This is a genomic window from Stenotrophomonas sp. yr243, from assembly GCF_900184195.1.
Classification (GTDB): Bacteria; Pseudomonadota; Gammaproteobacteria; order Xanthomonadales; family Xanthomonadaceae; genus Stenotrophomonas; species Stenotrophomonas lactitubi.
This window is the reverse complement of record NZ_FXWT01000002.1, coordinates 1,133,177-1,153,906: the sequence shown is the minus strand read 5'-3', so window position 1 is coordinate 1,153,906 and position 20,730 is coordinate 1,133,177. Positions and strand designations below refer to the sequence as shown.

21 protein-coding genes are annotated in these 20,730 nt (G+C 67.3%); 15 read left to right on the top strand and 6 right to left on the bottom strand.

The window, feature by feature from the left end:
• The first annotated feature begins 47 nt into the window (after positions 1-47).
• The 3 genes from QOL57_RS11975 to QOL57_RS11965 are packed head-to-tail and all read left to right on the top strand — an operon-like array spanning position 48 to position 3,498.
• Positions 48-1,574: an alpha/beta hydrolase gene (locus tag QOL57_RS11975; protein WP_089237684.1), complete on the top strand. Its 1,527-nt coding sequence runs from the start codon at positions 48-50 to the stop codon at positions 1,572-1,574.
• Positions 1,571-2,317: an ATP-binding cassette domain-containing protein gene (locus QOL57_RS11970; RefSeq protein ID WP_089237682.1), complete on the top strand. Its 747-nt coding sequence runs from the start codon at positions 1,571-1,573 to the stop codon at positions 2,315-2,317. The genes QOL57_RS11975 and QOL57_RS11970 overlap by 4 nt, the downstream gene beginning before the upstream one ends.
• Positions 2,314-3,498, top strand: coding sequence for an ABC transporter permease (locus QOL57_RS11965; protein WP_089237680.1), 1,185 nt, complete (start codon positions 2,314-2,316; stop codon positions 3,496-3,498). The genes QOL57_RS11970 and QOL57_RS11965 overlap by 4 nt, the downstream gene beginning before the upstream one ends.
• A gap of 72 nt (positions 3,499-3,570) precedes the next feature.
• Here the strand turns inward: QOL57_RS11965 and QOL57_RS11960 are convergent, their stop codons facing one another.
• Both QOL57_RS11960 and QOL57_RS11955 read right to left on the bottom strand, forming a co-directional pair.
• A complete protein-coding gene (locus tag QOL57_RS11960) occupies positions 3,571-3,996 on the bottom strand; it encodes a hypothetical protein (RefSeq protein WP_089237678.1) in 426 nt (141 codons plus the stop codon).
• 67 nt (positions 3,997-4,063) lie between these two features.
• Positions 4,064-4,852 (bottom strand): helix-turn-helix transcriptional regulator, encoded by a 789-nt coding sequence (locus QOL57_RS11955; RefSeq protein ID WP_089237676.1) that lies wholly within the window; start codon positions 4,850-4,852, stop codon positions 4,064-4,066.
• 75 nt (positions 4,853-4,927) lie between these two features.
• Between QOL57_RS11955 and QOL57_RS11950 the strand changes: the two genes are divergently transcribed.
• Complete coding sequence (locus QOL57_RS11950; RefSeq protein ID WP_089237674.1) at positions 4,928-5,182, top strand: hypothetical protein; 255 nt, start codon at positions 4,928-4,930, stop codon at positions 5,180-5,182.
• Between the two features lie 83 nt (positions 5,183-5,265).
• Here the strand turns inward: QOL57_RS11950 and QOL57_RS11945 are convergent, their stop codons facing one another.
• Both QOL57_RS11945 and QOL57_RS11940 read right to left on the bottom strand, forming a co-directional pair.
• A complete protein-coding gene (locus QOL57_RS11945) occupies positions 5,266-6,273 on the bottom strand; it encodes an energy transducer TonB (protein WP_089237672.1) in 1,008 nt (335 codons plus the stop codon).
• Positions 6,274-6,473: 200 nt separating this feature from the next.
• Complete coding sequence (locus QOL57_RS11940) at positions 6,474-7,103, bottom strand: TIGR00645 family protein (protein ID WP_089237670.1); 630 nt, start codon at positions 7,101-7,103, stop codon at positions 6,474-6,476.
• Between the two features lie 113 nt (positions 7,104-7,216).
• Here QOL57_RS11940 and QOL57_RS11935 point away from each other — a divergent pair, with 113 nt between their 5' ends.
• The 4 genes from QOL57_RS11935 (at position 7,217) to QOL57_RS11920 (ending at position 12,763) form a co-directional block, all read left to right on the top strand.
• The gene (locus QOL57_RS11935) at positions 7,217-7,906 is read left to right on the top strand and encodes a glutathione binding-like protein (protein ID WP_089237669.1); all 690 of its coding nucleotides are present in this window, start codon (positions 7,217-7,219) and stop codon (positions 7,904-7,906) included.
• Between the two features lie 211 nt (positions 7,907-8,117).
• Positions 8,118-10,343: a DPP IV N-terminal domain-containing protein gene (locus QOL57_RS11930; protein WP_089237667.1), complete on the top strand. Its 2,226-nt coding sequence runs from the start codon at positions 8,118-8,120 to the stop codon at positions 10,341-10,343.
• Positions 10,344-10,368: 25 nt separating this feature from the next.
• The gene (locus QOL57_RS11925) at positions 10,369-10,884 is read left to right on the top strand and encodes a cytochrome c oxidase assembly factor Coa1 family protein (protein ID WP_089237665.1); all 516 of its coding nucleotides are present in this window, start codon (positions 10,369-10,371) and stop codon (positions 10,882-10,884) included.
• Between the two features lie 76 nt (positions 10,885-10,960).
• Positions 10,961-12,763: a DUF885 domain-containing protein gene (locus QOL57_RS11920; protein ID WP_089237663.1), complete on the top strand. Its 1,803-nt coding sequence runs from the start codon at positions 10,961-10,963 to the stop codon at positions 12,761-12,763.
• A gap of 91 nt (positions 12,764-12,854) precedes the next feature.
• On the opposite strand, the gene QOL57_RS11915 is transcribed toward QOL57_RS11920, so the two are convergent.
• Positions 12,855-13,319 carry a hypothetical protein gene (locus QOL57_RS11915; protein WP_089237661.1) on the bottom strand — a complete coding sequence of 155 codons (465 nt, stop codon included), beginning with the start codon at positions 13,317-13,319 and terminating at the stop codon, positions 12,855-12,857.
• A 183-nt stretch (positions 13,320-13,502) separates the two neighbouring features.
• On the opposite strand from QOL57_RS11915, the gene QOL57_RS11910 reads away from it, so the two are divergent.
• The 4 genes from QOL57_RS11910 (at position 13,503) to QOL57_RS11895 (ending at position 16,104) form a co-directional block, all read left to right on the top strand.
• On the top strand, positions 13,503-13,751 hold the full coding sequence (locus tag QOL57_RS11910; protein ID WP_032952021.1) for a hypothetical protein: 249 nt from the start codon (positions 13,503-13,505) through the stop codon (positions 13,749-13,751).
• Between the two features lie 123 nt (positions 13,752-13,874).
• On the top strand, positions 13,875-14,792 hold the full coding sequence (locus tag QOL57_RS11905) for a bestrophin family ion channel (RefSeq protein WP_089237659.1): 918 nt from the start codon (positions 13,875-13,877) through the stop codon (positions 14,790-14,792).
• A 19-nt stretch (positions 14,793-14,811) separates the two neighbouring features.
• Positions 14,812-15,801 carry a porphobilinogen synthase gene (gene hemB / locus QOL57_RS11900; RefSeq protein ID WP_025877543.1) on the top strand — a complete coding sequence of 330 codons (990 nt, stop codon included), beginning with the start codon at positions 14,812-14,814 and terminating at the stop codon, positions 15,799-15,801.
• 33 nt (positions 15,802-15,834) lie between these two features.
• Positions 15,835-16,104: a hypothetical protein gene (locus QOL57_RS11895; RefSeq protein ID WP_089237657.1), complete on the top strand. Its 270-nt coding sequence runs from the start codon at positions 15,835-15,837 to the stop codon at positions 16,102-16,104.
• 211 nt (positions 16,105-16,315) lie between these two features.
• Here the strand turns inward: QOL57_RS11895 and QOL57_RS11890 are convergent, their stop codons facing one another.
• Positions 16,316-17,179, bottom strand: coding sequence for a PD40 domain-containing protein (locus QOL57_RS11890; protein WP_089237655.1), 864 nt, complete (start codon positions 17,177-17,179; stop codon positions 16,316-16,318).
• A 48-nt stretch (positions 17,180-17,227) separates the two neighbouring features.
• Between QOL57_RS11890 and aroE the strand changes: the two genes are divergently transcribed.
• From aroE to dinG, 3 genes are all read left to right on the top strand, one after another.
• The gene (gene aroE, locus QOL57_RS11885; protein WP_089237653.1) at positions 17,228-18,073 is read left to right on the top strand and encodes a shikimate dehydrogenase; all 846 of its coding nucleotides are present in this window, start codon (positions 17,228-17,230) and stop codon (positions 18,071-18,073) included.
• Positions 18,074-18,076: 3 nt separating this feature from the next.
• Positions 18,077-18,427 (top strand): hypothetical protein, encoded by a 351-nt coding sequence (locus QOL57_RS11880; protein WP_089237651.1) that lies wholly within the window; start codon positions 18,077-18,079, stop codon positions 18,425-18,427.
• Positions 18,428-18,579: 152 nt separating this feature from the next.
• Positions 18,580-20,682 carry an ATP-dependent DNA helicase DinG gene (gene dinG / locus QOL57_RS11875; RefSeq protein ID WP_089237649.1) on the top strand — a complete coding sequence of 701 codons (2,103 nt, stop codon included), beginning with the start codon at positions 18,580-18,582 and terminating at the stop codon, positions 20,680-20,682.
• The last annotated feature ends 48 nt before the right edge of the window (positions 20,683-20,730 follow it).

The window sequence follows — 20,730 nt, the reverse complement described above, 5'->3', positions numbered from 1 at the left end:
GCACACCGTCGTGGTGGACAGGAACATTCCCAGGGGAATCACGCACGATGCAACGACACCATTTCGCGCGGGCCGGGTTGCTGGCCAGCATGCTGATTGCCGGCTGCAGCACACCGCCGCAGGCAGGGTCCGACGGCGCAGGCGATACGCCCAGCCGCCGCTACGGCCAGATCGATTTCCGTCCCTGTACGCTGGCTACGGAAGGCGCCAGCGCGAACGTCGAGGCGCAGTGCGCCACGTTCCAGGTGCCGGAAGACCGGTCCCGTCCGGATGGCCGCAGGATCGACCTGCGCGTAGCCTGGCTGGAGTCGGGCAACAGCGGTTCCGGTCTGCCAGACCCGGTGTTCTTCCTGGCTGGCGGCCCCGGCCAGGCGGCCAGTGAGGTGGCCGTCATCGTCGATACGGCATTGCGCCAGGTACGCAAGCAGCGCGACATCTTCCTGATCGACCAGCGCGGCACCGGCGGCTCCAATCCGCTCAGCTGCCTGGGCGCGGATGGCAAGGAGCTGCCGATGGATGAAGAGGCTGCGCCCAGCGAAGCGCTGCTGCGCGAGTACGCGGAACGCTGCGCTGCGTCGCTGAAGGGCCGTGCCGACCCGCGTTTCTATACCACCGCCGAGGCCATCGCCGATCTGGACGCGGTACGCCAGGCGCTCGGCGCCGACACGCTCAACCTGGTCGGTGGCTCGTACGGTACGCGCGTTGCCCAGCGCTACGCTGCGACCTATCCGCAGCACACCCGCAGCATCGTGATCGATGGCGTGGTACCGAACGATCTGGTGGTAGGAGGTGAGTTCGCCAATACCTTCGACAACGCCATCACCCTGCAGTCGGCGCAGTGCCGCAAGGATGCTGCCTGCAGCAAGCGTTTCCCGGTCGATACCCGCGCACAGCTGCGCAGCGTCGCGGACACCCTGCGCCGCACGCCGGTTACCGTCGAGTACCGTGATCCGGGCACGAATGCGCCGCGCAAGGATGTGTTGAGCCCGGACAGCGTGGTCGGCCTGGCGTTCGCCTTCTCCTACGTGCCGCAGTATTCCTCGCTGCTGCCACTGGTGCTGGATGAGGCCGCGCAGGGGCGTTACGCGCCACTGGCCTCGCTGGTACGCGGTGCGACCCGCAGCATGGATTTCCAGATCAACCGCGGGATGCAGTGGTCGGTGATCTGCAGCGAAGATGCACCGCGCTACCAGGCGCCGGCGGAAAGCGCAGATGCGCTGTTCGGACCGGAAGCGGCGCGTGCGTTCTTCGTCGCCTGCCCGGTCTGGCCGCACCAGCCGGCACCGGCGGCAGCGGCAGTGCCACTGCGCAGCGATCTGCCGGTGCTGCTGCTGTCCGGCGAACTGGACCCGGTGACGCCGCCGCGTTACGCCGAACAGGTGCTCAAGGGGCTGCCGAAGGGTCGTGCGCTGGTCGCCCGCGGGCAAGGCCACGGCACCCTGACCGCCGGTTGCATGCCGCGCCTGCTCGGCCAGTTCATCGACACCACCGATGCCAAGGCGCTGGATGCCAGCTGCCTGGACACGCTGAGCTACGTGCCGGCATTCACCTCGTTCAACGGATGGGCCCCATGATCGTCGCCGACAACCTGCACAAGGCCTTCAACACCCGCACCGGTCGTATCCAGGCGGTGACCGATGTCGGCTTCCGCGCCGAGGATGGTCGCATCACCGGCCTGCTCGGGCCGAACGGCGCCGGCAAGACCACCACCATGCGCATGCTGTACACGTTGATGACGCCGGACGAAGGCAGCATCACCGTCGATGGCATCGACGCAGCCCGCGATCCGGTGGAAGTGCGTCGCCATCTTGGCGTGCTGCCCGACGCACGTGGCGTCTACAAGCGGCTGACCGCGCGTGAAAACATCGCCTATTTCGGCGAGCTGCATGGCCTGTCCGCGTCGCGCATCCGCGAACGCATCGAAGTGCTGTCGCATGCGCTGGACATGGCCGACATCCTCGACCGCCAGACCGATGGTTTCTCGCAGGGCCAGCGCACCAAGACCGCCATTGCCCGCGCGCTGGTGCACGACCCGCGCAACGTGATCTTCGACGAACCCACCAACGGCCTGGACGTGATGACCACCCGCGCGCTTCGCCGCTTCCTGCTGGGTCTGCGCGAGGAAGGGCGCTGCGTGATTCTGTCCAGCCACATCATGCAGGAGGTCGGTGCGCTGTGTGACCACATCGTGATCATCGCCAAGGGCACGGTGATGGCCGCCGGCAGTGCCGATGAACTGCGTGCGCAGTCCGGCGAACCCAACCTGGAAGATGCGTTCGTGAAACTGATCGGCAGCGAAGAGGGCCTGCACGCATGAGCATGATGTCGACCATGATGACGGTGATGCGCAAGGAACTGCGCGACCTCTCGCGTGACCGCCGCACCCTGATGCTGACCCTGCTGTTTGGTCCCTTGCTGTACCCGCTGCTGATCCTGGGCATGGGCAAGCTGGCCGAAAGCCGCGTACGCATCCAGATTGAACAGCCGCTGCAGATCCCGACCATCGGTGCCGAGAATGCGCCGAACCTGGTGCGCTTCCTGGCGGCGCAGGGGTTGAACACCGCGCCGGCGCCGAAGGATCTGGCCGAGGCGATCCGCTCGCAGGAGATCGACGTGGCCCTGCGCATCAGCCCTGATTTCGGCAAGGACTGGGCCGATGGCAAGCCCGCGCTGGTGGAGGTGATCCGTGACAGCACCCGACGCGCTGCCGAGGTGCCCAGCGCCCGCCTGCAGGCGGCCTTGGCGACCTACAACGGTCAGGTCGGGGCGCTGCGGCTGATGGCACGTGGCGTCGACGCACAGGTCGCGCGACCGCTGGATGTAGCCACCCAGGACATGGCCAGTGCCGAGGCCAAGCGCGGCATGATGCTGTCGATGCTGCTGCCGGTACTGCTGACGCTGACCTCGTTCATCGGTGGCGCCTACCTGGTGATGGATGCCACTGCTGGTGAGCGCGAGCGGCAATCGCTGGAGCCGCTGCTGGCGACCCCGGGTTCACGCAGTGCCATCGTCAGTGGCAAGATCGCCGCCGCCTGCGTGGTCGGCTTCGCCTCGTTGCTGCTGACGTTGATCGCGTTCAAGGCCAGTGCGCAGATCGCGCCCGGCAATGTCGGCCGGCAACTCAACATGAACATCGGCTCGATGCTGCAGATGCTGCTGGTGATGGTGCCGATGCTGCTGATCGGCACCTCGCTGCTGACCTTCCTCTCGGCCGCAGCCAAGAGCATGAAGGAAGCGCAGAGCCACATGACCTGGCTGGTGCTGCTGCCGATGCTGCCCGGCTACGCGCTGATGGCCTACCCGGTGAAGAGCGAGCTGTGGCAGTACGCAGTGCCGTTCCTGTCGCAGAACCAGATGCTGTTGAAGGTGATCCGCCACGAGGCGATCAGCCCCACGATCTGGGCGGTCTACCTTGGCGCAAGCCTGGGTCTGGCCGCGGTGCTGTGGTTTGCTGCCGTGCGTCGTTACCACAACGAACGTCTGGCGATTTCCGGCTGAGCGTAGCCGGTAGCACCGGGCCATGCCCTGCGGATGCAGAACGAGGCCCGGTCATCCCGGGCCTCGTTGTTTTCAGGAGCGCGCTGCCTGCCAGGTGGTGAAGCGCTGGGCAATCACCGGCGCCAGTCGATCAAAATTTTCCCAGGTGTCTGCCGCGTGGTAGATCGAAGGGAGGTCATCTGCGAGCAGCTCGATGTAGTCATCCGGGTAAAGACAGTCATCAGCCTGGTAGTACTCCAGCGTAAATGCGTTCGCCTCGTCGTTGATCATGTCGTCCAGGAACTTGCCGTCGCACACCAGCAGGAACTGACCGGGTGTCATCGTGCGCTGGGTCAAGGCATGCAGTTCGTCCTTCATGTCATCGACCAGTTCTTCTCCGGCCATACCCTGCAGCAACAACCAAGCCACGTACATGCCGATGTGCGTCGCACCGGCCTCGGGTGCAAGGTCGGCGGGAAAATCCCCGTCGGAATGCCAGCTGGCGTCGTCGTACTTCATCTGCCTTCCTCTTGAAATCGACAAGCAGCTTAGGTCGCGAAGAGGTACGACGGGAGTGTTGAATGCGTCAGCCTCCCTCATACCGTGCCGGCGTCACTCCCATCTCGTGCTTGAACACTGCGATGAAAGAACTGGGCGTGTCGTAGCCCAATGACAGTGCGACGGTGGTGACCGGTTCGCCGGCCAGCAATCGCGGCAGCGCCAGCAGCACGCGCAGGCGTTGGCGCCAGTGGGTCAGAGTCATGTTCGTCTCGGCCTGCCAGCGGCGGGCGAGGCTGCGACTGGACAGGCCGCTCGCTGCGGCCCAGTCCTCTACGGTGCGGGTGTCATGCGGCGCGCGTGCCAAGGCCGACGCAATGCGGCGCAGGCGGCGGTCACTGGGTTGGGGCAAGGCCAGCGGCAATGACGTGCTGGCGGCAATTTCATCGGTGATCACCCCAGCCAGGCGCTGTTGCACCGCATCCAACGGCTGCCCGGACCACTGCAGTGCCCGCCGCATCGCCACCTGCAGCAGGTCGCTGGGCTGGAAGATGCGTGCGGCGGTGGGCAATCCCGCGCAGGCCTCCTTGCTGAAGTACAGGCTCCAGCCATCGAAGCTGCCGACGCTGCAAAGTGCATGCGGGTACCACGGTGGAAGCCATGCCACGTGGCCGGCCGGAAGCAGCCAGTGGATGTCGCCCGCCTCGATCCGCAACAGACCCGTGTGCGCGCCCAGCAGTTGCCCGCGCGCGTGCTGGTGGCGGGCGGTGCGGCGCGAACCCGGCATCGCCAGCTGCGTGCCGAGCAGGGCAGGCCCCGCGCTGGCATCAGCCAGTGCAGGATCGATCAGTGGCGCCTGGAGTGTCTGTTTTGCCATATAAGGTGGCAGTTATACGGCAGAATCACCGGGAGCGAGCGTCGACACTGGTCGTCCATTCCCCTGGAGCACGCCATGCGACCGCAGGACATTCTTCCCGACCACCAGAACGACGTGCAGGTGAACGGACTCACCGTGCGCAAGGGCAGTGTCGGCGCCTTCCTCGCCAGCGTCCGCGACTGGCAGGACCCGGCCAGTGATGCCGCCATCCGTGCCGTCGCCGAAACCGATCTGCGCAGTCTGCTGCCCGGGCTGCATGCGCTGGGCCTGTTCCAGGTGCTGGCCGCACGTGATCCGGCGCTGCAACGGTTGATCGACGGCGCAGCCTGAAACGCACAGGGCCCGGACATGCCGGGCCTTGTGCGTCGTTGTTGGCAGAAGCGACTTAATCCCCTCCGTCCGCTTTTCTGCGATCAGCTGCCCGGCGCGAACACCAGCGTGCGGCGGGTAGTGACCGGGGCATTGACCGGCTCGAAGCGCCAGCGCTTGACCGCATTGAGGGCTTCGCGATCGAAAACGCGCGAGGGTGTACCTCGCAGCACGCGCGCATTGGTTACCGAGCCGTCGGTGCCGACGGTGATTTCCACCAGTACTTCGCCGGAGGTGCCCGCACGCAGCGCATCGGCGGGGTAGCGCGGTGCCGGCGTGCTGACCGGGCGCAGGCTTGGTGCAGCGGCGGTCGCGGCCTGGCGGGCGGCGTTGGCCTGCTGTGCAGCGGCCTGCTGCTGCTTCTGCTCGGCATCGCGGCGCGCGGCGGCCTGGCGCTCTGCTTCCTGGCGCTCGCTGTCACGACGGGCAACATCCTGCTGCGCGGCAATCTGCTTGGCCGCCTCGGCTTCCTTGGCGCGTTGTTCGGTCAGGCGCTGCTGCTCGGCCAGCTGCTTGGTGCGGTCTTCAGCGTCCTTCTTGACCTTCTCGGTCTCGTCTTCGGTGCGCTTGGCCGCAACCTGCACGCCCTTGCTCAGGCCTTCCTTCAGGCGCGGCAGGGCCGGGGCGGAGGCATCGACTTTTTCGATCAGGGCGACCAGCCGCTGCGCTTCGGCGAAATCCTCGCGACCCAGATGCTGCTCGGCGGCGATCAGGGTGTAGGGCAGCAGGTCGGTCAGTGCGCTCTTCACCGACGCGTCGTCCGGCGTCTTGTCGCGCAGTGCCAGGTAATACTCGATGGCGTTGTCGCCGGCCGGGGCGTACATGCGGTTCTCGCGCAGTGCCTGGCTGGCCGATTCGCGCAGCTGCTCGGTGCCCATCGACTGCACCTTGGCGGCCACGGCCGGTGCGGCTGGCGCCACAGCGACGGGGGCGGCGGCACCCTGCGCGGCCGGAGCCGGTGTTTCTTCCTTGCCCGAGCAGGCAGCCAGGGCCAATGCCAGAGCGACCGGCAACCACCGGCGCGCGGCAGCGATCATTGCGACGTGCGACATCCTGCTCCCCTCTAAGAAGACGACGTTACGAAAAACGTAGATACGCATGGCCGGGACCGAAGGTCCGGGCGTGGCGGGGGACGTTTCCCAGCGTCACCGTCGCCTGCAGCGAGGGTGCAATCTAGCATCCCGGCCACCCTTGCGTACAAGGGCCGGGAGCGGGGCCGGCAGCGGCAACCGTGCCGCCGCCGGCGTTGGCGTCAGTGCGCGGCAGCCTTGCTGTGGCTGTTGGACATCAGCTTGTCGGTCCAGGCGATGCCGATCGCCGACAGGATGAACACGCAGTGGATGATGGTCTGCCACAACACGCCATCGGGGGTCAGGGTCGTGCAGGTATCGGGGCCGGCGTTGTAGAAGCTGGCCGATGCCGACGAAGCCGCCGCCGCCCATTGTTCCGGCTTGCACAGCGGCAGGCCGTCCAGCGGGCTGGCTGCAATGAACGTCTTCAACAGGTGGATCGAGGAGATGCCGATGATCGCCATCGCCAGCTTCACCTTCAGCACGCTGGCATTGACGTGGCTCAGCCATTCCGGCTGGTCCGGGTGGCCTTCCAGGCGCAGGCGCGAGACGAAGGTTTCATAGCCGCCGACGATCACCATCACCAGCAGGTTGGAGATCATCACCACGTCGATCAGGCCCAGCACGATCAGCATGATCTGCTGCTCGCCCATCGACACCGAGTGCGAGATCAGGTGCCACAGTTCCTTGCCGAACAGGAACACGTAAACGCACTGGGCAACGATCAAACCCAGGTACAGCGGCAGCTGCAGCCAGCGGGTAGCGAAGATCAGGCTGGACAGCGGGGACAGTAGCGGACGGTTTGCACTCATGCGGAGGATGCTGCGTTTCGGGGGAGAGGCGAGGTTACCGGCCCGCCATGACGGTGCCAAGCCAACGCACGCACTAGACTTCAGGTTCCTTTCCGTACCCCAGAGCCGCCGCCATGATCGACCTGTATTACTGGCCTACCCCGAACGGCCACAAAGTGACCCTGCTGCTGGAAGAAGCCGGCCTGGAGTACCGCATCCACCCGGTCAACATCGGCTCGGGCGACCAGTTCAAGCCGGAATTCCTGGCCATTTCCCCCAACAACAAGATGCCGGCCATCGTCGACCACGCCCCGGCCGCCGGCGGCGCCCCGCAGAGCGTGTTCGAGTCCGGCGCGATCCTGCTGTACCTGGCCGAGAAGACCGGCCGCTTCCTGCCGGCGGACCCGCGTGGCCGCGTCACCACCCTGGAATGGCTGTTCTGGCAGATGGCCGGGCTGGGCCCGATGAGCGGGCAGATGGGCCATTTCAATGTGTACGCGCCGGAGAAGATCCCGTACGCGATCGAGCGCTACGACAATGAAGTGCGCCGCCTGCACGGGGTGATGGACAAGCGCCTTGCCGAGCACGCCTTCCTGGCCGGCGATGACTACACCATCGCCGACATGGCCAGCTACCCGTGGGTTGGCGCCTACGACAAGCTGCCGGCGGACTTCGACGCCTTCCCCCACCTCAAGCGCTGGCACCAGGCCATCGCCGCCCGTCCGGCGACCCAGCGCGCCTATGCGCTGCGCACGCAGGTGAACCCGGACGCCGGCAAGCCGCTCAGCGACGAAGAGCGCAAGCACCTGTTCGGCAAGCGCTGATGATTCAGCGCAGTCCGCTGCGCTCGCCGGGCATGGCCCGGCGCTACCCAGCCCGCCAACGGTAGCGCCGGGCCATGCCCGGCGGATGTGCCGCGCGCGCCCTTGCATGGGCAGAAGGTCATGCTGTCTTCCCGCACCGGCTTGGTTAGGATGGAGGCTGACCGTCCCGCGCCCGTCGCGGTGACGGACCTGCCGTTTGCCGGGATCCTCCATGCGCCATCTGTTCGCCTCGCTCGCCCTCATGCTCGCCACCAGTACCGTCGCCCACGCTGAAAAACTCACCCTGGAAGCCATCACCGGCCCATTGCCGTTGTCCGGCCCGACCCTGATGAAGCCGAAGGTGGCGCCGGACGGCTCGCGCGTGACCTTCCTGCGCGGCAAGGACAGCGACCGCAACCAGCTGGACCTGTGGAGCTACGACATCGGCAGCGGCCAGACCCGCCTGCTGGTGGATTCGAAGGTGGTGCTGCCGGGCACCGAAACCCTCAGTGACGAAGAAAAGGCCCGCCGCGAGCGCCAGCGCATCGCGGCGATGACCGGCATCGTCGACTACCAGTGGTCGCCGGACGCGCAGCGCCTGCTGTTCCCGCTGGGCGGCGAGCTGTACCTGTACGACCTCAAGCAGGAAGGCAAGGCAGCGGTGCGCCAGCTGACCCACGGCGAAGGCTTTGCCACCGATGCCAAGCTGTCGCCCAAGGGCGGCTTCGTCAGCTTCATCCGCGGCCGCAACCTGTGGGTGATCGATCTGGCCAGTGGGAAGCAGATGCAGCTGACCGCTGATGGCAGCGCGACCATCGGCAACGGTATCGCCGAATTCGTCGCCGACGAAGAGATGGATCGCCATACCGGTTACTGGTGGGCGCCGGACGATTCGGCCATCGCCTACGCCCGCATCGACGAAAGCCCGGTGCCGGTGCAGAAGCGCTACGAAGTCTATGCCGACCGCACCGATGTGATCGAACAGCGTTACCCGGCCGCCGGCGATGCCAACGTGCAGGTGAAGCTGGGCGTGATCTCGCCGGCGGAACAGGCGCAGACGCAGTGGATCGACCTCGGCAAGGAGCAGGACATCTACCTGGCCCGCGTCGACTGGCGCGATCCGCAGCACCTGAGTTTCCAGCGCCAGTCGCGCGACCAGAAGAAGCTGGACCTGGTGGAAGTCACCCTGGCCTCGAACCAGCAGCGTGTGCTGGCCCACGAAACCAGCCCGACCTGGGTGCCGCTGCACAACAGCCTGCGTTTCCTCGACGACGGCAGCATCCTGTGGTCGTCCGAGCGCACCGGTTTCCAGCATCTGTACCGCATCGACAGCAAGGGCAAGGCCACCGCGCTGACCCACGGCAACTGGTCGGTCGATGAACTGCTGGCGGTCGATGAAAAGGCCGGCCTGGCGTACTTCCGCGCCGGCATCGAATCGGCGCGCGAGAGTCAGATTCACGCCGTCCCGCTGCAGGGCGGCCAGCCGCAGCGCCTGTCGAAGGCGCCGGGCATGCACAGCGCCAGCTTCGCGCGCAACGCCAGCGTGTACGTGGACAGCTGGTCCAACAGCAGCACCCCGCCGCAGATCGAACTGTTCCGCGCCAACGGCGAGAAGATCGCCACCCTGGTCGAGAACGATCTGGGCGACCCGAAGCATCCGTACGCGCGCTACCGCGATGCGCAGCGTCCGGTCGAATTCGGCACGCTCACGGCCGCCGACGGCAAGACCCCGCTGAACTACAGCGTGATCAAGCCGGCCGGCTTCGATCCGGCCAAGCGCTACCCGGTGGCGGTGTACGTGTATGGCGGCCCGGCCAGCCAGACCGTCACCGACAGCTGGCCCGGCCGTGGCGACCATCTGTTCAACCAGTATCTGGCCCAGCAGGGCTACGTGGTGTTCTCGCTGGACAACCGCGGCACCCCGCGCCGTGGCCGTGACTTCGGCGGCGCGCTGTATGGCAAGCAGGGCACGGTGGAAGTGGCCGACCAGCTGCGTGGCGTGGCGTGGTTGAAGCAGCAGCCGTGGGTGGACCCGGCACGCATCGGCGTGCAGGGCTGGTCCAACGGCGGTTATATGACCCTGATGCTGCTGGCCAAGGCGTCGGACAGCTACGCCTGTGGTGTGGCCGGCGCACCGGTCACCGATTGGGGCCTGTACGACAGCCACTACACCGAGCGCTACATGGACCTGCCGACGCGCAACGATGCCGGCTACCGCGAAGCACGCGTGCTGACCCACATCGAGGGCCTGCGGTCGCCGCTGCTGCTGATCCACGGCATGGCCGACGACAACGTGCTGTTCACCAATTCGACCAGCCTGATGAGCGCGCTGCAGAAGCGTGGCCAGCCGTTTGAACTGATGACCTATCCGGGTGCCAAGCACGGCCTGTCCGGTGCCGACGCACTGCATCGGTACCGCGTTGCCGAAGCCTTCCTGGGACGTTGCCTGAAGCCTTGATCATCATCCGGGAAGGAGCCCGCCCATGACCCTGCCGCCGCCGATTCCTGCTCCCTCCAACCTGGCCTCCGGCTGGTGGTGCCGGCATTGGCGCTGGGCGATGCCGCTGGCGGTGCTGCTGTTCCTGGCCGCCCTCGGTGGTGCCATCGCCTGGAGCGTGCTGCGCTGGACCGAGGCCGCGCACGACAGTGCGCCGATGCGCGAGGCGATGCGTCGCGCCGGCTGCAGCGTCGAACTGGTGCAGGTGTTCGGCGAACCGCTGCAGGCCGGCACGCTGCCGCTGGGCAGCATGCAGACCGCCATCAACGGCGAGCGCGATGTCGGCCTGACCGTGGCGCTGGAAGGACCGCATGCGCACGGCCGCCTGTTCGTGAAGGGCACCCGCAGCGACGACGTGTGGGATTACCCGGTGATGTACGTGCTGGCCGAAGACAAGCAGACCTTCGACCTGAGCGCGCTGGATGATGCCGAAGCGGCCGGCGAATGCGAACTGCAGGCCTGTCGCGCGCGCGGAGAGTGTGCGCTGACGGTCGCGCTGTAGAGGGTGTGACCTCCGGCCGATTGTCGACACCGCCATGAGCGCGTAGGGTGCGGGCAACCCTGTCCTGGAGTGCTCCATGAAGCCGATCGCGCTTGCCATCGCCCTGGCCCTGACCGCCGCCCCGCTGCTGTCGGCCCCACCGGCCCTGGCCGCACCGGCCGCCAAGGCCTCCACGCCGGCCAGCCCGGCCTGGGTCGCACGCAGCAACGCGCTGGCGCAGATCCTGCTGGATGCCCAGGGCCCGTTCCAGCCCGAGGAAACCGGCTTCTTCGGCGTGCCCGGCTACGACGACAAGGTTGCCGATCTCGGCCCGGACAACGACCAGCGCTACCGCGCCGCGATGGCCAAGGCCCGCGACGAACTGAAGGCCAAGCTGGCCAGCGAGAAGGATCCCAACGTCCGCCAGGACCTGGAGATCATGATCGCCGCCGCCAACCAGAATATCGAAGGCAGCGAGCTCAACCAGAAGTACCTGCTGCCGTGGCGCGATGCGCCGCAGAGCGTGTTCAGCGGCCTCAACCTGCTGCTGTCCGACCAGGTACCGGCCGAGCGCCGGGCCAAGGCGGTCGATCGCCTCAAGGCATACGCGGGCCTGCAGCCGGGTGGCACCGCGTTCACTACGCTGGCCCGTCAGCGCTACGAAGAGCGCCTGAAGGACAGCACGCTGCTGCAGCCGACGAAGATCGAAGTGCAGCAGTCGCTGGACAACGTCGAGACCTATATCACCGGTATCGAGTCGCTGCTGAAGAAGTACCAGGTCGCCGGTGCCGACGAGGCGATGAAGGCGCTCGCCGCACAGATGAAGGACTACGCCGCATGGACCCGCAAGGAGGTGCTGCCGAAGGCACGTGCCGATGCGCGCCTGCCGGCCCCGCTGTACGCCTATCAGCTCAAGCAGGTCGGCATCGACATCGACCCGAAGCTGCTGATGCAGCGCGCGCAGCTGGAGTTCATGGAAACGCGCTCGGCGATGCGCCAGCTGGCACCGCTGGTGGCGAAAGAGAAGGGCCTGAAGGTCAGCGATCCGAGCGACCCGGTGGCGGTGATCCGCGCGCTGAAGGGCGAGAAGATCGCCGATGACCAGCTTGAAGGTCATTACCGCAAGGTGATCGATGCCATCGATCCGCTGATCCGCGAACATCGCATTGTCGATGTGCCGCAGCGTGCGATGCAGATGCGCCTGGGTTCGGCCGCCGAAAGCGCTGCCAGCCCGGCACCGCACTTCCTGCCCGCGCCGCTGGTCAACAACACCGGGCAGCAGGGCACGTTCGTGCTGCCGCTGGGCAACCCGGCGGCCGGTGCGGGTGCGCAGTACGACGACTTCAACTTCGGGTCGGCGGCGTGGACGCTGAGCGCGCATGAAGGCCGCCCGGGCCACGAACTGCAGTTCACCGCGATGGTCGAGCGCGGCGTATCGCTGGCGCGCACGATGTTCGCGTTCAATTCGGTGAACGTGGAAGGCTGGGCGCTGTATGCCGAAGCGGAGATGGTGCCGTACGAGCCGCTGGACGGGCAGATGATCGCGCTGCAGTTCCGCCTGCTGCGTGCCGCCCGCGCGATGCTGGACCCGATGCTCAATCTTGGCCTGACCGACCGTGCCAACGGCGAGCGCGTGCTGATCGAGCAGGTGGGCCTGTCCAAGGCGATGGCTACCCAGGAACTGGACCGCTACATGGTGCGCATGCCGGGCCAGGCGGGCAGCTACTTCTATGGCTACACCCGCATCCTCGAACTGCGCATGCAGACCGAGCTGGCACTGGGCGCGAAGTTCGACCGCCTGGCGTTCAACAATTTCCTGCTCGACCAGGGCCTGTTGCCGCCGGACCAGCTGGCCGAAGCGGTGAACCAGGTGTTCGTGCCGAAGTACCAGAAGAAGTAACGGTAGCGCCGGGCCATGCCCGGCGGCATTCCGTTTTCCCCGCTGCGCTCGCCGGGCATGGCCCGGCGCTACCCGCGGTGACCCGTGGGGGTCACCTCTGCGGTTGCGGGGTGATCGTCTGCGTCGGCAGGCGTGCCGGCGGCGCCGGATTCGGCACCCAGATCGCCACGCCGGCCGCGCGTTTCTGCGTGGTCGGTATGCCGATGCCCACGCCACCGCCCACGTGCGAACCGTAACTGCCGGCACCCACCGACATGCCGACCGGTGACCCGCTGCTGCCCACGCCCATCAGGATCACGCCATTGGCACCGAGCGCAGCGGCTTCGCGCTTCAGGCGAGCCACGGCGGCGTCGGTCTGGCCCTGCGTGCCGAAGCCCACCGCCGAAGACGACTCCAGCTGGGCGATTTCCTGCGAACCGGCGGGCGGCGTCGAATAGATCTGCACCTGGGCCGGATCGATCGGCGCACGGGCGCGGCCCAGCATGACCTTGGAGGTGCTGGCGCAACCGGCAACGGTCAGCAGCATGGCCGCCAAGGCGACCCAACGGATGTTCATGGCGTATACCCCTGTAGGACTGGTTCGGATCATCAGCCGGGCACTCTGAATCGGCGCCAACATCGGGGCTCGACCCATGGCCGCACGCTAGCACGGCGCCGGTGAGGTTGACGGCAACGGCGGTAGGCGGCGCTGCCGGGAACGGCTATGGTTGGGAGCACGAACAACCACGGGGAGTGCGCTATGGGTGTGATCAGTCTGTTGTGGGGCGTACTGGCCCTGTTGTGGATGATCCTGGCGTTGATACCGCTGCTGGGCTGGGGCAACTGGTTCCTGATCCCGTTCGCGGCGGTCGGCGCGATCATCGCTGCGCTCGGCATCCTGTTCACCCACCCCAGCAAGCGCGGCCGGGCCTGGACCGGGCTGATCCTGAACGGCATCGTGGTGGTGGTCGGCATCCTGCGCCTGGGGCTGGGCGGTGGCGTGATCTGAGCCGGTCAAGCCGGTGCGACAGGGCGTCGCAGGTACACGGCCGCTGGCCGGGCAGGGAGTAGAATGGGCGGCTGCGCGAGCCCCCCGCGTGCCTGTTGAACTGCGCCCTGCGCGGCTGCTCCCATGATCATTCGTTCCCGTCCCCACGGCTGGCAACTGCTGTACATCCTGCGTGGCTCCATCGTCCCGGCGATCGCGCCGAAGGTGCTGGCCATCCTCATCCTCTCCATCGCGGTCGCCGCGGTGGTGGAGTTGGCGCCGCCGGTCGGCATCGAGCGTGTCTCGGTCACCCCGTTCACCCTGCTCGGCCTGGTCCTGTCGATCTTCCTCAGCTTCCGCAACAGCGCCTGCTACGACCGCTGGTGGGAGGGCCGCAAGCTGTGGGGCCAGCTGGTGTTCGAATCGCGTTCGCTGGCGCGGCAGGTACAGGTACTGCTGGCCGACGATGCGCCACGCCGCCAGCGCATCAGCTACCTGACCACCGCTTTTGCCTATGCACTGGCCGCGCGCCTGCGTGCCCGCGACGTGGCGCTGGCCGCGGTGCCATGGCTGGACGAGGAACAGCGCGGGCAGCTCGCCCAGCGCGAGAACGTGCCCGATGCGCTGCTGGCGATGATCGCCGCCGAACTGGCCCAGGCCCGTCGCGAAGGCACGCTCGATTCCATTCTTTACGTCCAGCTGGAAGAGCGCCTGCACGCGATGTCCTCGATCCAGGCCGGCTGCGAGCGCATCCTCACCACCCCGCTGCCGTTCGCCTACACCCTGCTGCTGCACCGCTGCGCGTGGATGTTCTGCGTACTGCTGCCGTTCGGCCTGGCCAGTTCGCTGGGCTGGGCCACGCCGGTGCTGTCGGCGGTGCTGGCCTATGCCTTCTTCGGCCTGGACCAGCTGGGTGAAGAAATGGAAGACCCGTTCGGCCTGGAGCCGAACGACCTGCCGCTGGACGCGCTGGTGCGCACCATCGAGATCGACCAGCTCGATGCCCTCGGCGAACGCCCGTTGCCCGAACCCCTGCTGCCGCAGGGCTACCTGTTGCAATAGCCACTCCTCGGAGCCTGCCATGCCTCATCCCCATTACCGCCCGCGGCGCATGCGCCATGACGAATTCTCGCGCCGCCTGATGCGCGAGAACACGCTGACCACCGACGACCTGATCTATCCGGTGTTCGTGCACGAACCGGCTGGCCGCGTGGCGGTGCCGTCGATGCCGGGCGTGGAGCGGCTTTCGATCGAAGAACTGCTGAAGGTGGCCGAGGAAGCGCTGGAACTCGGCATCCCGGTGATCGACCTGTTCCCGGTGCTGGACGCCTCGCAGAAGTCGCTGGACGCATCTGCGGCGTGGGCCGAGGACGGCCTGGCGCAGCGTGCGATCCGCGCGCTGAAGTCGCGCTTCCCGGAGCTGGGGGTGATGACCGACGTTGCCCTGGACCCGTACACCACGCACGGCCAGGACGGCATCATCGATGACAAGGGCTACGTGCTCAACGACATCACCGTCGAAGCGCTGGTCAAGCAGTCGCTGTCGCACGCCGAGGCGGGCGCGGACATCATTTCGCCCTCGGACATGATGGATGGCCGTATCGGTGCGATCCGTCGTGCGCTGGATGCCGACCACCATCTCAACGTGCGCATCATGGCCTACTCGGCCAAGTACGCCTCGGCGTTCTACGGCCCGTTCCGTGACGCGGTGGGCAGCGCAGCCAGTCTCGGCAAGGCCGACAAGAAGACCTACCAGATGGACCCGGCCAACGGTGACGAGGCGATGCGCGAGATCGCCCTGGACCTGGAGGAGGGCGCGGACATGGTGATGGTCAAGCCGGGCATGCCGTACCTGGATCTGGTGCGGCGGGTGAAGGAAACCTTCGGTGTGCCGACCTTCGCTTACCAGGTCAGCGGCGAGTACGCGATGATGAAGGCGGCGTTCGCCAACGGCTGGCTGGACGAGCGCGCGTGCGTGCTGGAATCGCTGCTGGGCTTCAAGCGCGCCGGCGCCGATGGCGTGCTGACCTATTTCGCGCCGCAGGTGGCGCGTTGGCTGCGCGAGCGCTGACAATAGCGCCCACGACGGACGGAGGAACACGCGATGGGACCTGAAATGGGTTGGATGCAATGGTTGATCTGGGGCACCGGTACGCTGGTGTTCGGGGCCATCATCGTCGGCGTGTTCGTCGCTGCGTGGCGCGCAGCCCGGCGGCCGCCCGAGCAGCTCTCCGCTGCCGCCCAGGTTGCCCGCGAGCAGGCCGTACCGGAGAGCGTGCAGGCCGAACTGGCCGCCCTGAACCGGCGCAAGGACAATGGTCAGCTCAGCGAGGTGGAATACGAGCAGCAGCGCGCGAAGGTGCTGTCGCGCTGATCTGATGTTCTGGTAGTCGCCAACCTTGGTTGGCGCTCCGGTGTGCCGACCAAGGTCGGCACCTGTCAGAAGGCGTCATCCACGCATGGCGTGGATCTACTGGTGGGGCCAACCTTGTTTGGCGGTTTTTTTTCTGTGCCGACCAGGGTCGGCACCTACCGGAGGGGGGCGGCCGGCCTCCTCCAAACGATCATCCACGCATGGCGTGGATCTACCGCACGCACCCCGGCTCTGCCACCACCTTCGGCACGGCCAGCCGGTACACATCCACGCCACCCGCCCGTGGCGACTTCGCCGCACTACTGGCCACCATCATTTCGCCCGGCTTGGCGTTGTCGACCACCGGCGTGCCGGTCCAGCCGCTTTCCTGATTGAACGACAACCCCAACGGCTGCAGGCCAGCGCCCGTCCATGCGCAGCCACTGGTCCAGACCTGCGCGGTGCCACCGCTGCCACGGCTGAAGGCCACCGCGCCAGCACTGCCCAGCCAGTCGCCATCGGTTTCATCGGCAGCGCTGTTCAATGCCTGCAAAGCCGACGCCGGCCCGCGCATGCCCTGCGCGTCCAGCGTGGCCACAAAAAGATCCCAGCCGGCACCACGGCCCTGCTGGCGGGCAAACAGCAGCCGCCGCCCGTCCGCGCTCAATGCCGGGCCGCGCTCTTCATGGCGCCCGCCATCGCCAGCCAACAATTGCGGCGCCCCCACGCTGCCATCGGCGGCGATCGCCGTCCGGTACAGCCCCGACCGGCCCTCGCGACCTGCGGCGAACAGCAGCCAGCGGCCGTCGCGGCTGAAATACGGATCGCGCACCTCGCCGGACACCGCCAGCGGCAAGGCCTGCGCCTGCTGCCAGCGGCCATCGACCACGCGCGCCTGCCACAGCCCCCAGCCGGCCTCGCCACGGCGGGCGAAGACGATGCGCTGGCCATCGGCGCTGATCGTGGCCCGGCCTTCATCGGCACGGGTGGAGACCACGCCCATGCCCTCGATGCCGTACTCGTTCAACGCCATCGCCACCGGGGCAGAGAGTAGACTGGCGGCGAGCACCAGCAGGGTCGGGGCGATACGCATCATCCAGGTCCATGCACGAAAGAGCACCAGTCTAGCCAGCTTGAGGATTCCATGACCGATCGTTACGCCGTCTTCGGACACCCCGTCGCCCACTCGAAGTCGCCGCAGATCCATGCGGCGTTCGGTCGCCAGGAAGGCATCTCCCTCGACTACCGCAGCATCGATCTCGCCCCGGACGCATTCCCGGCCGGGCTGGAGGCGTTCGCCTCCGAGGGCGGTGTCGGTGCCAACGTCACCTCACCGCACAAGGAAGCGGCGTTCTCCGTGTGCACCACGCTGACCGCACGCGCGCGCCGCGCCGGCTCGGTCAACACCCTGCTGCGCAAGGGCGACCGCTGGCACGGTGACACCACCGATGGCATCGGCCTGGTGCGCGACCTCACCGACCGCCACAGCCTAGACCTGCGCGGCCGCCGCGTGCTGCTGCTGGGCGCCGGTGGTTCGGCGCGCAGCGTCGCGCCGGCGCTGCTGGATGCCGGCATCACCGAACTGGTGGTGGTCAACCGCACGCCGGAACGCGCCGACGAACTGATCGATGCCATGGGCGAGCCGGGCCGCGCGCTCAGCCGCTACTGGGACGATCTGCGCGACCTCGGTGATTTCGAGCTGATCCTCAACGCCACCTCGGCCGGGCGCGATCGCGACGCCGAGTTCAAGCTGCCGCTGTCGCTGGTCAATTCGATGACCACGGCCGTCGACCTGAACTACGGCGAGGCCGCCATCGCCTTCCTGGCCTGGGCGCGCGCCGCGCAGTGCCGCAACACGGTCGATGGCCTGGGCATGCTGGTCGAGCAGGCGGCCGAGAGCTTCCTGCAGTGGCATGCCGTACGCCCCCAGACTGACGAGGTCTACCAGCAGCTGCGTGCTGGCGCCGGTGCCTTCGCAGGGCAGGACTGATCGATGGATACCCAGGCTCTGATGGTCTCCCTGCTGACCATGGTCGGCGTGCGCCTGCCGGTGCTGATTGCCCTGTGCGTCGGCCTGGTCTGGGTGATGGGCGCGCCGCGCGATCCGGCACGTACCGGCGCGCTGACCGGCCTGCTGCTGTTGCTGGCGTCCAGCATGGGCAGCCTGCTGGCCAACCTGGTGCCGATGTGGATGGTCAGCAACGGCGACTTCGGCGCGATCTCGCAGCTGAGCACCGTGCTGGGCGTGGTGCACTTCGGCCTGGCGATGCTGGATGCCGTCGGCACGGTCCTGCTGGTCTGGGCACTGGTACGGTTGCTGCGACGGCGCGCCGCGACGCCCTGACTCCGATGGCGGCCTTGGCCGCGTCGGTAGTGTTGCGGGGCGCGCATCCAGCCATGGTGCGACGCTGCTGACCCTGTTCAGCGCCCGCGCATCGGAGCCCGTGGCCGGCCATGCGACAATGGCCGGCCTGACCCCGCTACGGTAGTTCTGGCGTGACCGAAACCGTCGCCGCTCCACGCAAGCTCGATGACACCTTGAAGGACGCGATCCGCAAGGCGTACACGACGCTGCAGGCCAATACCCCCGGCTTCTCCACCCGCCGCTCGCAGAGCCAGATGATCGGCGTCGTGTCGCGTGCACTGTCCACCAGCGGTGGCGTGGGCGTGATCGAGGCGCCGACCGGCGTTGGCAAGAGCCTGGGCTACCTGACCGCCGGCGTGCCGATTGCCCTGGCCAGCAAGAAGAAGCTGGTGATCAGCACCGGTACCGTGGCGCTGCAGTCGCAGCTGGTCGAGCGCGATATCCCGAACTTCCTCAAGGCCACTGGCCTGGAGGCGACCATCGCACTGGCCAAGGGCCGTACCCGCTACCTGTGCACGCGCAACGCCGCCGAAGCGCATGGCGAGGGCGCGCAGAACGGCATGTTCGACGACGAGCAGCCGCTGTTCGACCGCCCGCTGGCGCCGATCGAGATGGACATCGCCAAGCGCCTCACCGTGGCCTTCAGCAACGGCAGCTGGGACGGCGACATCGACAACGCACCGGAAACCATCAGCCCCGGCCTGCGCGGGCGCATCACCACGCCGGCCTCGGGCTGTGCGGGGCGACGCTGTGCGTACTCGGCGCAGTGCGCGGTGCTGCGTTCGCGCAACACCGTGCGTGATGCGCAGATCGTGGTCACCAACCACGCGCTGCTGCTGTCGGCGCTGTCCATTGGTGACAGCGACAACGGCCAGCCGATGATCGCCGCGCCGTCGGACATGCTGCTGGTACTCGACGAAGGCCACCACGTTGGCAACGTGGCCATCGACCAGGGCGCGGCCAGCCTGGCATTGGATGAAATGGCCAAGCGCACCGGCCGCCTGCAGATCCTGATCGCCGGTGCCTACCGTGCGGTCGACAAGGATCGTCTGGGCAACCTGCTGCCGAACGAAGCCATCGACGCGGCCAGCAACGTGGCCAAGGGCCTGCGTGCGTTCCGCGACCATGTCGAGGCGGTATGGATGCCGGCGCCGGCCGACGAGGAGCCGATGTGGCGTGCCGCCAACGGGCGCCTGCCCGAGGCCTGGCGCGAGCCGATCGAGGCGCTGGCTGACGATACCCGCAGCCTCTACAACTGGGCGCACGCGGCCACCGCGCAGGTCGCCAAGGGCAAGCCGGACGATCCGGCACGCGAGCGCCTGCAGCGCAACCTCGGCATGGCCCTGGAGATGATCGAGCAGCAGTACAACCTGTGGCAGGTCTGGCGCCGCGAAGACAAGGAAGGCGCGCCGCCGATGGCGCGCTGGGTGACCGCCACCCGCGATGGCGACCTGGTGCTGCATGGCTCGCCGGTGTCGGCCGCGCACGTGCTGCGCAAGCTGTTGTGGGATGAAGTGGATTCGGTGGTGCTGACCTCGGCGACGCTGACCGGCGGTGGCGATTTCCAGGCGCTGGCGATCGACAACGGCATTCCTGAAACCGCCGAGATGGTCTCGCTGTCTTCCCCGTTTGATCTACCCAACCAGGCCGAGCTGATCGTGCCGCCGTTCCCGGTCACGCCCGATGACCGCGAAGGCCATCCGCGTGAAGTGGCGCGCTACATCGGCAAGGAACTGGATTGGACGAAGGGCTCGATGGTGCTGTTCACCTCGCGCTGGAAGATGGAGAAGGTGGCGGGCCTGATGCCGGCCGCCAAGCGCAAGCAGGTGCTGGTGCAGGGCGAGATGTCGAAGACGCGCATGATCGACGAACACCTGCGCCGCGTGGCTGCCGGCGAGGGTTCGGTGCTGTTCGGGCTCAACTCGTTCGGCGAAGGCCTGGATCTTCCGGGTGAGGCCTGCACCACGGTGGTGATCACCCAGGTGCCGTTCGCGGTGCCGACCGATCCGCAGACCGCCACGCTCAGCGAGTGGGTGGAAGCGCGTGGGCTCAATGCGTTCAACCTGATCGCGATCCCGCATGCGCTGCGCACGCTGACCCAGTTCGCTGGCCGCCTGATCCGCACCTCCACCGACACCGGCCGGGTGATCATCCTCGACTCGCGGCTGCTGACCCGCCGCTACGGCAAGCGCATCATCGACGCGCTGCCGCCGTTCAAGCGCACCATCGGCTGAGGGCGGGGTCGGATCCCTTCCACAGGAAGGGCTCTGACCCCATGCATC